The sequence below is a fragment of the Microcystis sp. M_QC_C_20170808_M9Col genome, assembly GCF_007095495.1.
In the GTDB taxonomy this organism is placed as follows: Bacteria; Cyanobacteriota; Cyanobacteriia; order Cyanobacteriales; family Microcystaceae; genus Microcystis; species Microcystis aeruginosa.
Genome location: NZ_SFBZ01000282.1, coordinates 1 through 15,390, shown reverse-complemented (window position 1 = coordinate 15,390; position 15,390 = coordinate 1). Strand labels below are relative to the sequence as shown.

The 15,390-nt window shown below is 43.9% G+C and carries 16 protein-coding genes and 2 pseudogenes; 12 read left to right on the top strand and 6 right to left on the bottom strand.

All coding sequences use genetic code 11. The features are described from left to right. Positions 1-13: 13 nt before the first annotated feature. Entirely contained in the window at positions 14-652 is a 639-nt protein-coding gene (locus EWV68_RS18005; RefSeq protein ID WP_061431226.1) for a histidine phosphatase family protein, read from the bottom strand. Positions 653-815: 163 nt separating this feature from the next. On the opposite strand from EWV68_RS18005, the pseudogene EWV68_RS18000 reads away from it, so the two are divergent. Beyond that, positions 816-950: pseudogene (locus EWV68_RS18000) on the top strand (RNA-guided endonuclease TnpB family protein); the annotation flags it as partial. 714 nt (positions 951-1,664) lie between these two features. Here the strand turns inward: EWV68_RS18000 and EWV68_RS17995 are convergent. From EWV68_RS17995 to EWV68_RS17975, 5 genes and pseudogenes are all read right to left on the bottom strand, one after another. Further along, positions 1,665-2,084, bottom strand: a complete 420-nt coding sequence (locus tag EWV68_RS17995) for a YraN family protein (protein ID WP_061431225.1) — start codon at positions 2,082-2,084, stop codon at positions 1,665-1,667. 188 nt (positions 2,085-2,272) lie between these two features. Further along, a complete protein-coding gene (locus EWV68_RS17990) occupies positions 2,273-2,650 on the bottom strand; it encodes a DUF3110 domain-containing protein (protein WP_287170599.1) in 378 nt (125 codons plus the stop codon). Positions 2,651-2,729: 79 nt separating this feature from the next. Next, positions 2,730-3,191 carry a DUF2996 domain-containing protein gene (locus EWV68_RS17985; RefSeq protein WP_002784696.1) on the bottom strand — a complete coding sequence of 154 codons (462 nt, stop codon included), beginning with the start codon at positions 3,189-3,191 and terminating at the stop codon, positions 2,730-2,732. Between the two features lie 331 nt (positions 3,192-3,522). Further along, a pseudogene (locus tag EWV68_RS17980) lies at positions 3,523-3,690 on the bottom strand (helix-turn-helix domain-containing protein); the annotation flags it as partial. A 102-nt stretch (positions 3,691-3,792) separates the two neighbouring features. Continuing rightward, positions 3,793-4,674, bottom strand: coding sequence for a WYL domain-containing protein (locus EWV68_RS17975; RefSeq protein WP_287170598.1), 882 nt, complete (start codon positions 4,672-4,674; stop codon positions 3,793-3,795). Between the two features lie 99 nt (positions 4,675-4,773). Between EWV68_RS17975 and cas3 the strand changes: the two genes are divergently transcribed. The 11 genes from cas3 to EWV68_RS17920 all read left to right on the top strand — a co-directional run. Continuing rightward, positions 4,774-6,939 carry a type I-D CRISPR-associated helicase Cas3' gene (gene cas3 / locus EWV68_RS17970; RefSeq protein ID WP_287170596.1) on the top strand — a complete coding sequence of 722 codons (2,166 nt, stop codon included), beginning with the start codon at positions 4,774-4,776 and terminating at the stop codon, positions 6,937-6,939. 46 nt (positions 6,940-6,985) lie between these two features. After that, positions 6,986-7,219, top strand: coding sequence for a hypothetical protein (locus tag EWV68_RS17965; protein ID WP_287170595.1), 234 nt, complete (start codon positions 6,986-6,988; stop codon positions 7,217-7,219). A 385-nt stretch (positions 7,220-7,604) separates the two neighbouring features. Beyond that, a complete protein-coding gene (locus tag EWV68_RS17960) occupies positions 7,605-7,919 on the top strand; it encodes a hypothetical protein (RefSeq protein WP_002778651.1) in 315 nt (104 codons plus the stop codon). 246 nt (positions 7,920-8,165) lie between these two features. After that, positions 8,166-8,585 (top strand): type VII toxin-antitoxin system MntA family adenylyltransferase antitoxin, encoded by a 420-nt coding sequence (mntA, locus tag EWV68_RS17955; protein WP_072924215.1) that lies wholly within the window; start codon positions 8,166-8,168, stop codon positions 8,583-8,585. A gap of 41 nt (positions 8,586-8,626) precedes the next feature. Further along, on the top strand, positions 8,627-9,025 hold the full coding sequence (gene hepT, locus EWV68_RS17950; RefSeq protein WP_012266042.1) for a type VII toxin-antitoxin system HepT family RNase toxin: 399 nt from the start codon (positions 8,627-8,629) through the stop codon (positions 9,023-9,025). Continuing rightward, the gene (gene mntA, locus EWV68_RS17945; RefSeq protein ID WP_287170594.1) at positions 9,018-9,476 is read left to right on the top strand and encodes a type VII toxin-antitoxin system MntA family adenylyltransferase antitoxin; all 459 of its coding nucleotides are present in this window, start codon (positions 9,018-9,020) and stop codon (positions 9,474-9,476) included. The genes hepT (EWV68_RS17950) and mntA (EWV68_RS17945) overlap by 8 nt, the downstream gene beginning before the upstream one ends. Before the next feature lie 3 nt (positions 9,477-9,479). After that, positions 9,480-9,914: a type VII toxin-antitoxin system HepT family RNase toxin gene (gene hepT, locus EWV68_RS17940; RefSeq protein WP_002778659.1), complete on the top strand. Its 435-nt coding sequence runs from the start codon at positions 9,480-9,482 to the stop codon at positions 9,912-9,914. Beyond that, the gene (gene cas10d / locus EWV68_RS17935) at positions 9,907-13,350 is read left to right on the top strand and encodes a type I-D CRISPR-associated protein Cas10d/Csc3 (protein WP_287170593.1); all 3,444 of its coding nucleotides are present in this window, start codon (positions 9,907-9,909) and stop codon (positions 13,348-13,350) included. The genes hepT (EWV68_RS17940) and cas10d overlap by 8 nt, the downstream gene beginning before the upstream one ends. Before the next feature lie 17 nt (positions 13,351-13,367). Next, complete coding sequence (gene cas7d / locus EWV68_RS17930) at positions 13,368-14,375, top strand: type I-D CRISPR-associated protein Cas7/Csc2 (RefSeq protein ID WP_287170592.1); 1,008 nt, start codon at positions 13,368-13,370, stop codon at positions 14,373-14,375. Positions 14,376-14,430: 55 nt separating this feature from the next. Continuing rightward, on the top strand, positions 14,431-15,105 hold the full coding sequence (cas5d, locus tag EWV68_RS17925) for a type I-D CRISPR-associated protein Cas5/Csc1 (RefSeq protein WP_287170591.1): 675 nt from the start codon (positions 14,431-14,433) through the stop codon (positions 15,103-15,105). A 9-nt stretch (positions 15,106-15,114) separates the two neighbouring features. After that, a partial coding sequence (locus EWV68_RS17920) for a Uma2 family endonuclease (protein WP_287170590.1) occupies positions 15,115-15,390 on the top strand: 276 nt, incomplete at its 3' end.

Here is a 15,390-nt window from a genome sequence, read left to right as displayed (position 1 = left end):
TACTGTTGACTGGTTAGGTTCCCGCTCGCAAGCGCAGGTCATTGCGGAGGTAAGAGCGATCGCCCATGACTTGAAAGAGGGGACCGTGTTCGGCTAATTCGACGATCGTCACCGAGGCCACGGGCATGGCAATTCGATCGCGATAACGGCCGATATCAATGCCTAAAAGAGAACATAACATGATTCGGATCGTTGCTTTATGGGAAACGATCAAAATATGGCCATCATCGTGATTATGGTCGATTTCCTCTAATACTTCCGAACTGCGGCGAGCGATATCGATGCCTTTTTCGCCCCCTGTGGGAGAATTCCAGCCCGGATCTGCTAACCAGCGCACATAATCATCATGAAACTCCCGATTAACCTCGGCTGCGGTTTTTCCCTCCCATTGGCCGTAGGCAATCTCTTTTAATCCTTCCCGTTTGTGGATGGGAATACCTAAGAGATCGCTTAAAGGGGTGGCCGTGGCCATGGTGCGCTTGAGGGGACTAGAATAGATCCCTGTCCAAGGCACATCTCGATAGACAAGAGCGAAATCCTTGGCCATTTCATCGCCGGCCGGGGTTAGTTGCAAGTCTAATCGACCGCAAAAACTACCCGCTTGACTGGCTGTGGTTTCGCCATGACGCAAAAAGTAAAGTTTTAGACTCATTTTTTGGGTGCATCTCAATATTTGTGACTCTCTCCCACTTATAGTGATACTAAATCCTGTTTAAAAAGTACAGGAGACCAGGGAGCGGAGGGTGGGGAGCAGGGAGAAACAATCCATAACTTGGCAGTTAATCACACTATTAAAAACGGATTTGGTATGATAAAAGGTAAAAGGTAAAAAAGGTTATCCTAAATTCCCAAAGAATAATCTTTCTGTAGAGTATAAACACTCTGGTGGGAAATTATCGAATGATAGAAAGAAAATAACTTTCACAGATAAGAAAAATATTGGCACGGTGCTTTATCCAACCTTCTGATTATCTGTTTGGCTACCTTAGTTGGTAAAGCTAAATAGGGCTTGCTGAATAATGGTAAAACCCTTTTAAAATAAGGCTTTTGACCTGTTAAAATCCGATGTTCATGCTGCGAAAATAGGATTAAGACCTTCAAAAACCTTGCATTATCCTTCTTTTAGTACATAAACTGGTACAAAAAAAGAGGGCAACAAAGCCTGAAACGACCGGCTCCTGACGACCGGCTACTGACTCCTAACCCCACCAACAAACTTTTGGCCGCAAACCCTATCTATAGTTTTGTAACGGCAATTTTTGCTAAAAATCAATAAGTGTAAACTTGAATCACAAGGTCGATCGAGTCCTGACAAACGTGTTATCTTAAAAACATAAGGCACAAAGGAAGCGACTCAACTTCCTTCCAGGCAAAAAGACCTAGAGCCTGTGCCACCTGCTCTAGCTCAACGCAACAGCTAAATCGGACGCAGATTCTCAAAGTTTGTAAAGTAAAGTATGGTTTCGCCTCTGTTGCTCGATATAGGACAGATGGAGTGAGCCGTAATCAGCACCTGAGTCGGTAAACTGAGGAATCTTGATAGTTGACAGATAGACTGTTGTGGGTTCTGTAAACCTCTATTGTATTGAGTCCGTCAATTTTTTAGGAGTCCATATCGTTTGTGCAAGATGAAGCCCGCCTCCCTAGGCGGGCCTATTGTGTTTTTAGAAAACCGCCACGAGATATTCCTGTAATTGCAATTGATAACCTGCCTGTAGCTGACAGGGATAATCAAGGGAAAACTGAGGTAAAGCTAATAGAGAACTTTTTTGACAACTAACTAACGCCACATCGAAGCGACAGCTTAAATCAGACCATTGGGGATAAAAGGCGAGAAATATCTGGGCAGCTTGGTAAATTTTCCCTTGTTTACGGTCATTGATCGCTAATTTGCCCCCTAAATCCCAATTGCCAGCACTGCGGGTTTTAACCTCGACGAAAGCGAGAGTCGCCTGAGATTTAGACAAGACGATTAAATCGATTTCACCGCCAGCACTACGCCAACGACGCTGGAGGATATGCCATTGCTGTAATTGCAACCAATCCGCCACCAAATTTTCGCCCAATTCCCCCACGGTTGTCATATTCAGTGATCAGTTATCAGTTATCAGTGGTCAGGGAACAGGGAACAGGGAACAGGGAACAGGGAACAGGGAACAGGGAACAACGCCGATTTATTGTCCTGTCTTCTGACTCCGAACTCCTGACTACTGGCTACTGTCTCCTGTCTCCTAACCAAGCAGGACAATTTTCGATTTTTACAAGAGGTTTATTACAAAAGTCCTTCTAGACGACGACGGATGCTGTCTAACTCCGCATCGGGAATCTCGGAAAACTCCTCCTCGGCGGGGGGGACTTCCTCTTTTTGCCAATCCAACTCTGAGGCATTGCTTTCGGGGGGAATTACCAACATACCCGCTTCAATTATTTCCGCTTGATAGCCGGCGCCGCGACAAAATTCTTCGACTTCCTCCGAATCAATTTTCTCTACCGTGGGAGTCGGAAAATCCTGTGCCTCTAACAGCAGAGCATAACGGGTGGCATCATCTTCCGATTCAAACATCAACACCTTATTGATAGCTCCCATTTGAATGGTGTGGATACCTTCGTTTTCTGTGCCTGCGTTAAAAAGTAGTACAAATACACGCATAATTACTATTAGCGATCGATAAGCGGTGGTCGTCTATACTCATTTTACCCCCCTTCTCGATCGCTAATCCTCAGCAATTTTAGTTTCTAGTCAACCACTTTTGACCGTTAAGCCGTTGCCTGGTGTAAAACAACAGTAAATCAAGACTAACTTTCCTTTCATCGATCATAAATGATTCAAGGGTACTAGGTTGAGCGCCGCCCTCAGCTTGAGAAAAAGCTTTTTTGCCATTGATGTCTTCTTCTAAAAAATAAATGCTAAATTGACGCATTCCCTCGAGCCAATTGCCAGTTAACTGCCAACAGGGAGAGCTAGAAAAGCCCTGCACGGGAATTTTATCCTGTTTAAAGGACAGCTTTATATCAGTTATACCGAGCTTTTGCAAGGCTGCCGCCAGTGCGGGCTGAAAATGCTGCTCAATAAATTCAGCGAAGGGTTTTTCCTCGACGGTAGGCTCCTTGGGTTTTTTAGCAGCCGCAGGTTGAGCCGGTTTTGCTGCTTCTGCTGCTGGAGTTGCGGGGGTGGTGGTTTCTTCTGCCATAGGAATTAATCAGGAATGGGTAGGTAGCTACAATTATATTTTCTCCCAGGTTATCAGTTAGCAGTTTTTTTAGCTATCAGCTTTTATTTACCCGATTAATTAGGGTCTGCTGAATAAATCTACAAACCTTGTTGGATAAGACTTTTGGACTTTTTTCCCCTCAAAAAGTGCCAGCCATTGCGGGGATCGGGGGGAAAATTCAGAGACTTTTTCCCTGAAAATTAGGTAATTGACCCCTTCAAAATCGGTAAAACCCTACACCCCACCTGCCCCCCCGATGTCGGGGGGGTTGGGGGGCCACACCCTGCCCCCAAGAAAAACTTTTTCAGCAAACCCTAATTATTTCGTCTCTGCTTAATCCTTTTCCAGTTTGCTTGTAAGTTTCGGATGTCAAGTTGAGAGCGTAATTGTAAAACCATCTAGCACAGCCAAACGACTTGGCAAGCAAAACTGATTGCTCACTGGTCGGATAGATTCTGTACTTAAACGCTTTTAACATCTTGTTTACCAAACTAAATTTACTATGGTAAGCTATGCAAGGCTAAATTGTCAAGGATTTAATCGTGCTTTGCGGTTCTATTTTGGTCGGGGTTTCATCCCGTCAGTAAAACCGAGGGTCTTCACCCCGACATCTGTGATAAAGCCGCTGCAACTTGTCATAGAAACGCTTGCGGACTTTTTCCGGGGAGATCAGCAAGCAATCTTCTCCGTAGGGGAGAATCTCGCGGAAAAACCAGAAGCTACTCGTTACCTGTCGGGTAATCTGCCGGACGGGGGGATCGTTCGAGATCAATTCGTTGGCGATATCGATAGCGGTTTTAGTCCGGTACGATCGAGCTAATCCATCGAACAGGTGAAACTCGGCCGACACACTATCAAGCTGATTGCGCCACTTGCCCCTAGGGATTGGGGTAATTAAGGAATCGTTGGGGATTCGATCGATCCGTAAACTCCAATTATGGTGTAGTTCGGAAATATCTTGATTTCCCTCGGTTTCCTCGCACCAACAATCGAGATATAAGCGATCCTCGTGACGATTGATAGCGGCATGGTAAAGATGGAATTCCCAGATTCGATCGCCAGCATCCTGATAGGATAACTGAAACGGTTGTTGTCGGAGAATGCAGCGATCGAGTTCCAGCCGCCATGGTGGGGGAGGATTATCGAGGTGGCGTTCTAGCTCTTTCCGTAAGGGTCCCGACAGTTCGCTCCGTTCTAATAGTAGTTTAGTTAGTTCTAGGGCGATGGGGATTTGTCCGGCATCGATGAGAGAATCGATCGCCTGTTGGAGCATCTGCAAGCGATCGGGCTTCCAGTCGTGATTAGGAGCGATTTTAAGCTTATTACGGGCAATTTCTTTGATTAACTTCGATATATTCGGTTTATCTCCCCAAAATAGCCCGAATTCACTGGCAAGGATTTCTAGGGCCTTTTTTTCTTTTTCACTGACCGATAAAGTGATTGATTGTCCTATCCGGCTCATAGTTTATAAATATACGGACACTTTTTCTGTTTAGGTACTTGTCCATCCCTATTATCGTGGGTACTATGGAAGATAGCAAGGAGTTACGGACAGAAATTCATGGTAAATTATCAAGTAACGCTCAGGCCGGTCTATTCCTGTCCCGCGGACGAGATCCCGGACGGGATCAAGGTTCCGCAAGGATGGCGGTTATCGTGGCATCAGGTGGAGACGTGGAAAGCACTCAACGATCCCGATATCGATGTGATTTTCAATACGGCCATGACGGGGGACGGGAAAAGTCTAGCGGCCTACCTGCGAACTTTGCAAGGATATTTCCCGATTATGGGACTCTACCCAACCAACGAACTAGCGCGGGATCAGCGGGGTCAGATCGAGGCATATATTCAACGATTTCAACCAACGGATCAACCGCGGGTCAATCTTTTAACCGGGCCCGAGTTGGAATTGTACGCCGAACGGGATGGGAAAACGAAAGCGATCGCTCTAGAGACTCGATCGAAACAGTCGGAAATTCTCTTAACTAACCCCGATATTTTCCATTATCTGCATCGGGGGGCCTATTTAACCCCCTACGATAACCCCGATCAGCTATGGAACCGGATCGATAAACATTTCGCTCTCTTCCTATTCGATGAATTTCACGTTTTCGGCACGCCACAGGTCGCCAGTATTATCAATACCATGCTTCTAATCCGACGGGCCAATCGTGGGAAACGATACCTGTTTTTGTCCGCGACTCCCGACGAGGGTTTACTAAAACGATTGGATAAAGCGGGGTTTCGCTATCGATCGATCGACCCGGTAAGAGAAGGAAAATACCGGTTTCCCGATACCCCAGAAGAGGCCAATTCCCTCGCTCAACAGGGATGGCGACAAGTAACCTCGGAAATCGAGCTATCTTTTATTCCCTTACCGTCGAGTTTTCAAACTTCGGAAAATTGGTTGAAGGAAAATAAAGAGCGAATTTTAGACTATTTTAAGCGATACCCCGGCAGCAAGGGCGCGATTATTCTCAATTCGATCGCTTCGGTTAAACGTCTGCTGCCGATTTTCCGAGAATTATTGGCGACTATCGGTTTAACAGTGGGGGAAAATACGGGTCTTTCGGGAACGCGGGAGAAGTTGGCATCGTTAAATCGTGATCTGGTGATCGGAACGAGTACCATCGATGTGGGGGTGGACTTCAAGATTAATTTTCTCATTTTTGAGTCGTCGGATGCGGGAAATTTTATTCAACGTTTCGGCCGTTTAGGCCGTCACAGCGGCTACGATCGAAAGGGAACGGCGGTAAAATTTACTAACTTCACAGCGATCGCTCTGGTTCCGAAATTTTTCCTAGAACGGTTATTCGAGAAGAAAGACGCACCGTTACAAGTCGGGGAACGGTATGACCGAATTCAGCTACAGGAGGCCATCAAGAGTAACTACCGTCATATCAATAATTTCGAGGGTTATTACCAACGTTGGGGAGCGGTACAATCATTTCAACTCTGGTGGAATTTAGGGAGTCCGAAGATCAAATCCCAATACGGGGAAAGTCGCCAGAAGTTTCAACAGGAATGCGAGGAGGTTTTCGATACCAGTTTAAAACGGGTCGCCGGTCGGGTGAAAGGATGGGCCGACGAATGGAAGGAGTTATCGGGGAAAAACGGTAATCCGATTTTCGAGGATGCGTCTAGTTTTCGCGGGTCAAGTCCGTTATTATGCGGGTTATACGATTCGACGGAACCAGAGGAATGCGATCGCTTTAAAACCTACGATTTACCCAGTATTCTCGGTAATCTAGAGGTGGAGGTGTGGAGAAAAGGCGAGTTTAAGCGCCAGATCGAGGCCACGGAAACACCGATCGCGCGCGGACGTTTCGATTATTGTCTCACGTTTCTGAATTTAAAGGGATATCGAGAGGAACGGTTAAACTGGCGCTTTACCTACGACGGCGATTTAGGCGAGATCGCCTCCGCGTGGAAAGTGCAGGTTTTGACGGGAATCGGTGTTTGGCAACCAGATAATGCTTGGCTCGATCGAATTAGTCGGGAGTTACGGGATCAGGCTCTGGTTAGCTTCGTTCTTGCCTATCCCGTCGCTGCAGTTCGCCAACGCTTACAATTACCGATGCACTTTGGTATCTATCCGATTAGTGACGAGAGTAGTCTTCATTCTCCCCTGTCACCCTATTCTATAGCGATCGGTCAATCGGCTTTGTTGTTGGATACTCTCGCTCATCGGTTCAAAGGTAAAGGGGGTGAGGTGTGGATCTGTTGATGCCTTTTGAGGTCACTAAACAACACTTATCAGAAGATCGATAACCATGAATAATCCTAACGCTCGTTCCCACAAGGAACCGATAGACTCGATCATAATATATAAAAAACGAACGGATATTAGTAATCTCGACCCGGAAGAACGAGATTATCTTGAATCTTACGAACGCGGGGAATGGATTTCCGATTTGACCCCCGAACGAGTTAAGGAATTGCAGTCTTACGTTGAAGTAACTTGGGAAGATCGCAAAAGAGACAGTAGGCGTGAGGATGAGCTATGAATCCCTAAGTAGGGATTATCGGGACAAAAAAGAAAAGCGCACGCGAACACGACTATAGAACATAGTTTCAATCCCTGATAGGGGTTCGGAATCGACAGTGTGCCTTGTCCCATGGTTACTATAACAGATAGTCTATTTACTGTCTATGTCCTATAGTCGTAAGACACTTGACTTTTGCTCGTTCCCAAAGTATCGTAAAGAAGGTGAAACTCTAAACACTATTTAGAAAAGCGTTCGGGAATACGAGTATAGGACTACTTCCTTGCCCTCCTTACATGATAGCTAAGGACTGGTGGGTATTGTTTATCTGTTCTCAAATCTTAAAAGCGTTTTAACTGCGATTTAGTGACAGAGTTTCACTTCCAAAATTAACCAAGGAGGATTAATGTCCCTCGATAAAAATCAACAGCCTCAAGGCAAACAACTTGAGCTACCTTTATTTCAGAATAAGCCTTGCGTTAAGGAGACAAGGAAAACTCGGACTCCAAAGATAACCGTCTCTTCCGATGCTCTCCAAACTAATATTTTACCTTTCATGGACATGAAGAAGAAAGTTCGTAGTCCGAAGGTAAAGGAGGCATTTGAAAAGCTAGAGTGTGATTTCCGAACTATTCAAGGCTTTGCCAAGGCTGAGGTTGTTCAATCATCCGAAGTACGCTCATATATCAAGTGGCTTGGAAAGCTTCTCGTCATTGAATAAAACTTCAACCGTCTGAGATTGACACAGCGACTAGGGACTCTAACAACAAATCGAAAATAGTTGATGAAGTCCCTTTTTTTAATAAGAGTCAAAAGGAGATGAGGGAGTCAAAGTGTACGGACACTTTTTCTGGGATTTAGTTGCTCTTTGCTTCCTCCGCGTTTGATAATAGACATAGACAGACGCTAGGGACATCGATCGATATATCCATCGGATTCTTGCCATTTTTTTTGATAGGGGCTAAATATGAATAGGCTAGTAGAAAAAATTACGGCTATTGTCGAAAAACTACCGAATTTAAAACTATTAATTCTCTTCGGTTCTAGAGCGCGTGGAGAGCATAAACCTGATAGCGATTGGGATTTCGCTGTTTTATACGAGGAAAGAAGCGATCAAAAGGATATTTCGAGTCTATTGAAAATTTATACACTACTCGAACAAGCTTTAGAGATTCCCGAGGACAAAATTGATGTGATTGATTTAAAAGAATGTTCACCGATCCTCGCTCATTATGTCGCGCGGGATGGTCAACTTCTATACGAACGGGAAACGGGACTATTCGAGGGATTTAAAGAAAAATTTCTCATGAATCCTGAAGAATCGAAAGCGTTATACCGTCAATTACGGAATAATCTAGAGATTTCTCTACGAGAAAAAGGAGTGTAAATGCTATTCAACCTCTGATTGCGATAGACGAATTAAACCTCATGAATCAATACCTCGCCGAACTTAGCGAGTACGGTTCGATCACCTTAGAGGATTATCGTACATTAAGAGAACGTCAATTAGCCATAGAAAGGTTAATTCAGCTTATCGTTCAAACTGGCATCGATATCAATTACCAGATTTTAAAATGTTTAGATATCGAGTCTCCGAATAATGCTCGCGACGCATTATTTCAAATCGTAGAACTGGGAATCTTAGAAGAACACCTAGCCGTTCAACTGGCCGAGTCTATTAAATTAAGGAACTTACTCGTACACCTATACAAGAAAATTGATCCCGATATCGTTCATTCCTCGATCGCTAATATTTTACGAGATTATCCTCGCTACCAACGCTCGATCGTTCAATATCTAGATTTCTTGGAGGCAGAAAATGGTTAGAAATACGAAAGAATTGAAAATTATCAATACAGTCAATAGAATAACCACGACTGTGGAAAAACTACCGAATTTAAAACTATTAATTCTCTTCGGTTCTAGAGCGCGTGGAGAGCATAGACCTGATAGCGATTGGGATTTGGCAATTTCACACGATGAAACAAACAGACAAACACATATTAAGGAAATCAGTAATGATTACTTAACTTCTCTCTCTATCTTGAGTGAATTGTTTGAGATAAACCGTGATTTGATCGATCTAATTGAACTCGATCGCTGTTCTCCATTAATGAAGTATCAAGTCGCACGAGATGGAAAACTTATCTATGAAAAAAATACGGGAGACTTTTTAAAATTTCGTGTACGCGCTTGGAAAGAGTACGCCGATACCGCTAAATTCCGAAAGATTCAAAAAGACAGTATCGATCTTTGGCTCAAACAATGGGGAGTTTAAACGATGGAAAGGGAGATAGTCACCGTTAGAATTCGTTTGATGATCAAATATCTTAATCGATTACGGGGGTTCGAGAGCGTTACTCTATCAGAGTATTTGGACAATTTTGACTATCAACTTATGGTTGAGAGATTGATAGAATTATTGGTAGAGTCATCTTCCGATATTAATAGCTATCTTCTTTTACAATTACATAACGTAACTCCCGCTACCTATTACGATTCTTTTATAGAAGCTGGTAAAAATGGTTTAACTACCAGAGAACTAGCCGGGGAGTTGGCGAAATCATCAGGAATGCGAAATCGTTTAGTGCATCAATACGAGGCGATCGATAATGAACTTGTTTTTAAGGCGATTCCGATCGCTTTATCTCAATTTCCGCTTTATCTCAAACAAATTACCGACTATTTAGACTCTCTAGAGGTGAAAGATGCCTAAAAAACAAAAAAAATTAGAGGAAACGGGACAGTTAAATCTATTCGATAACACTACAAAAATTGAAGATAAAGATCTGGATTTTGAGTTCGAGGATATTGATTTAGAATCTCTTTCTGGCGAAGATTTAGGAATTAGCGAATCGGTAAGCGATCGCCGAGTCGAAACTGTTCGCCAACTGCTAACCCTAAAACTCCTACGGGAGGCGATTCGAGCCGAAAACCCCGACGATCGAGTTATGGCAGATTTTGCCGAAATGGTATTACCCAATTTACTCCGATTAGCGATCGGTGTCACGGCAAAAGGAGGAAATTTCTTCGAGGAAATCGATCGCCGTCGGGAATTAGAGGGAAAAAGCAAAGTTCGACGGGATAACGCGGGCGATCAATCTCTCAATACTCATTTACTTAATGGATTATTTCCCGCCAATCTCATCGAAAAACGACTAGAAAAACTCAATACTACCGTTCGACGGGTAGTAAAGGAATGCGAGCGCAGGTTGGCGATCGCTGGGTTTATTCTCCACGATTTCGAGAAATTCCGCTACTCGCTTTTTCCCGCGATGCCGGCGAAATATATCGAGATTAACGAGGACTTCGATCGAGATATCCGCAAACTATCACGAGAGGAACATCGAGAGATTTTTCAAGTATTGGTTCCCGAATTAGGATTAGATCGCTTTTTATTTTCCGATCAACCAGAAAAATGGACTGAATATCTTGATGATTTGATATATATCGCTAAAAATGCCCAGCGTCGGAATGATACCGATCGAAATACCTCGGAAGATGGGTTAAATACTCGCTTAAACAATAGCGCTCTCGAAAGTTTAACCGATCTTGCCTGTCTAGCCGATCGCCTCGCATCCATTATTAAACACCCCCACGACGCGGAAAAAGCCTCGTTACAAGACCTTTTATACAGCCTCAGCGATGGGGAACTAAAATTTACTTACCACAGCATCGCCGAAAACCGCGGGGTACTGACGAACGTACTTAATAACGCGGTGATGGAAGCACATCAAGAACTAGACTATCAGCCTTTACTTTACTTGCCTACGGGAGTTGTCTATATCGCCCCCAAAAACGCGCCAGAAGTGTCCCTAGAAACCTTACCGAATCGAGTGGTGGACACGATTAAATCCCTCTGTAGCGGCGAATTACAGCGTAAACAAACGGGATTCGGTAGAGATGGCAAGGGGATGAAATACGCAGATTACTACAGCCAATTTTTCGACGATGCCGGGTTAATGCGCGCTGCCCTCAACGCCACCCTTCGCATCCTCGGTGATAATAAAGCGTCCGTGGCCGGAAGTCGCGGCGAAAACCTGATTAAATTTCAACAACAGGGCGTTTTACCGACGGATTACGATTTTCATTGTGAAGATGATATCCGCATCGATCGCCTAGCGGAATTCGGGGACGTGGTGACGAGGAAAATCTGGGGCGATCGCCTAGAAAAAATCGAACAGGCGCGAAAATTGCAGAAAAACTTACCCGCACCGCCGGATTTAGATTTAATTAGCGAGATCGCGCATTATTGGAATCTAGAAAATTATCTGCCACAAATTCGAGCGATCAAGCGTATTAATGAATCGTTAAAAGAACTCAAACTGAAAGGCAATACGGGAGGGGTTCCCTACGAATGGTATTATCTAGCGGCGCGATACCTGAAACAGCATCCCGGAATCGAGGATATTAGACCGGTTGCAGAAGATTTAATCGCTTTTCTCGCCGCAAAAATCGCCGCCATAGTTGCGGGATATAACTTACCCGATGGTTGGGAGGATTTGCGAGAGTGGGTTAATCAAGTGGTGCAGTTACCCGGTCGGGAATTGGCCCACTCGATCGAAATCTTCCAGAAAGAATTAAACCACTACAACGCCGCTAAAAAACAAGGTCGCGGCCGTCAACTTCTCTGTTCGATCTCCCATTCTCCCTATAGTGTCAGCGAACAGATGGAATCGGCGGTTCTTTTTACTCCCCAAGTCTATACCAATAAACAAATGCTGGCAGGCTCGAACGCCAAACGAAATATTTCCAGTATCGCGGGAACGGAAATGATGTTGCGTCAGATTCTTATGAATCAAACCCAAGCGGTAGGAAAACGTTTCGAGGACGGCAAATATCGCTATCTGTACTTTTACCCGACCTATTATTTTACTCCCGAAACCAATAGTTTTTTACAAAAAGCCTACGCTAACATCGCTCAAACTCGTTTTGATAGCTCGATAAAGTTGCACTTTGTCGATAAGGATCTAGTCGCTAACTTCGATCGAACCCGTTATCAGAGTGTTGATAGTTTCCTGATCGATGAAAAATTAAGGCAGAAAAAGGAAACAATTAACGAGGAGGAAGATGGCAAAAAAGACCGCACTTTTAAACTATCCTATCCCGAAGATAAACCCCTAACCTTTTATTTTATGGCCCTACCTCCGGGCCGCGATCCCACCGATACGGAATCCTGGGTTATGCCAGCATGGTTAGGATTAGCTTTCCCGATGATTCTAGATGTCAAAACGGTGGTTTCTGAGTCTCCTATTCCTCCCTATCGCGACGGTGCGGAATTTGAAGAGACGGTATTTCTCGACAGTGCGCCCCAAGCGATCCGGTCTTTAACTCGACGCGATCGATTCCGTCTCGATCGAGTCTTGAACCCATGGCAAGATAATGACGGAAAAAAATATTCCGCCCCCTTAAATACCCTAACCGCAGCCTATTCTATTCATTTAGACGTGAACTCGAAGCAGGGTAAGACGGGTTATGATCCCAATTGGGGCAAATTAACGGAACTCGCTATCAATTTAGAAACCAGTCCTCTCTATGTTTTTCATTACCTTAAACAGTGGAAACGGGGCAAAGATGCCGATATACCGAGCGCTAATCGAATCGCTCTGTATCTCTACGATTTTTATCCTTGTTTCGATCCCTATGTACAAGCCAACCGAACCAATTTAACTATCGATATGACAGCAGAATCGCCCTTAAATCACCCTAAAAACTTAACCGAATTGTATCGTCAATTCTATCGAGCTAATAAACGATATAATCCGAAAGCGAACGCAGTTTTAAAACCGATCGATGTGGCCGCCGATACGATTCTCAAAGGAGGAATGTATCAGGGAGAAGCCCTAGTTTCTGTAGTAGCGGCGGAAGTGGCCAGCTTAATGAATCGGGTTCATGCTTCCACCGCAGAAGGTCGCTGGATTTTATCCGATCGAGAACAGGAAAGACAGAAAATATTGTCTTTTGCTCGTTATTTTGTGATCGATGTGTTCGAGGTTTCTTTTAAGGGCGATCGAGCGCGTCTAGCTGGCAGACAATTAAACCTCCTTCGCGATACCTGCGAATTTCTTTACCGTCTTGAACAGGACAGAGAAAATCAAGAGTTAAAAGCCCAGGGTCAAACTGTGGATGAAGATTCTGAAAACAATAATTAATTCAAGGAGTACCTACCATGTCTTTACTGAAAACCCTCGATTCTAAATTCTTTCATGGCGAGATTCCCTACAAACCGATGGGAAAATACGTTCACTTTTTGACGATTCGAGTCACAGAATCTTATCCTTTATTTCAAACAGATGGAGAGCTAAATAAAGCTCGTGTTCGTGCGGGAATTGATAGCAAAAAAACGATTAGTCGTTTATCGATGTTTAAACGGAAACAGTCAACTCCAGAACGTTTAGTCGGTCGAGAATTACTCAGAAACTACAAATTAATTACCGCCGAAGAATGTGAGTACAATGTAAAATTTGCCATGAATAACCCCGACTGTATTATTTATGGTTTTGCCATCGGTGATTCTGGTTCAGAAAAATCGAAAGTAGTAGTAGATACGGCTTTTTCGATCACACCCTTTGATGAATCCCATGAAAGTTTTACTTTGAACGCTCCCTACGAGAACGGTACTATGGCATCGAAGGGAGAAAATGACACAAAAGTAGGAGAAGTGACTAGCAGGATTAACCAGCAGGATCACATCCGTCCGCAGGTGTTTTTCCCTAGTATTGTCACGCTCAAAGATCCGACAGAAGCAAGTTTTCTCTATGTTTTTAATAACATCCTGCGTACCCGTCACTACGGCGCGCAAACTACCCGGACGGGACGGGTAAGAAATGAGCTTATCGGTGTTATTTTTGCCGATGGGGAAATTGTTAGTAATTTGCGCTGGACACAGGCAATATATGATCGCCTTCCCGATGAAGTATTACACTCGATCGATCCCTTAGACGAGGATTTAGTTATGGAAAAAGCCACCGAAGCAATACAAGCATTAATGGCGGAAGAATTTATCGTTCATACCGATTTTATCGGGGAAAATTTTCAACCTTTATTAACCGAGGTGAAAACTCTCACGGGTACGGAAGCAGGAATTTTATCGATCTTGAACCAAGCGGATAAAGAAGCGAAAGACTACGCTAAGAAACATATCGCCGAGAAAAAACCAGCCGCTAAAAAACCGTAAATTTCAGTAGGGTGAGTAATTTCTCACCCTAGATCCTCGCAATTTTTAAAGAGTTATGGTACATATTTATTCCTGTCAATTAGAACTGCACGATAGTCTTTATTACGCAACCCGTGAAATCGGCAGACTCTACGAAAGCGAACCCGTAATTCATAATTACGCGCTTTGTTATGCTTTGGGATTGGTAAATAGCGATAGTTATCGTTACTTCTGTTCCGAACAGATTCCACAGTACCAAGAACATTTAAATCCTCTTAACGAAGAGAAAATTTATGTCACTCCCGCACGGGCGATCATTCATACGGCGGTTCTCAATACTTGGAAATATGCCAATAATAACTATCATGTGGAGATGGAAAAAACCCAGAAAAATATTCCCAGTTTTGGCAGGGCAAAAGAAATCGCTCCCGAAAGTGTTTTTGAATGTTTTATCATTTCCCATCACCCCCTACAACTTCCTAAATGGATTCGTTTGGGAAAATGGATGAGTAAAGCGGAAGTAAAACTGACAGAACTTTCCCTATCAAAACAAAAAGAGGATTTATTTATTTATCCCTATCCTTTAAATCCTCTCGATGTTATGTTTACCCATCAGGTGATTGGCTACGACGTGATTAATATGCCTCCCGTTAGTTTGATTCGTAATGTGAGAATGCGCGGGGAATATTACCAAATAAGCGATCGCCCCGATCTGAAAATTCCCGCTCGATTGTCCTATCACTTCGGTTAAAAATTGACCATGACTCTTATCTCTTCTAAACCCCTCACTTTACCGGAATTTTTCTCACTAACCGCTCCCGATGGCGATATTACCTATGAATTAGTCGATGGAGAAGCGATCCCAAAAATGTCACCGAAATTCTTTCATTCTCGTTTAACTCTGGCTTTATCTTCTATACTCGATCGCTGGAATCAAGGACGGGGAGAAGTGGGAATCGAATGGGCGATCATTCTCAGCAAAAACGATCGAGATTGGTGTCCGGTTCCCGATCTTCTCTACATTTCCCCGGAAAGG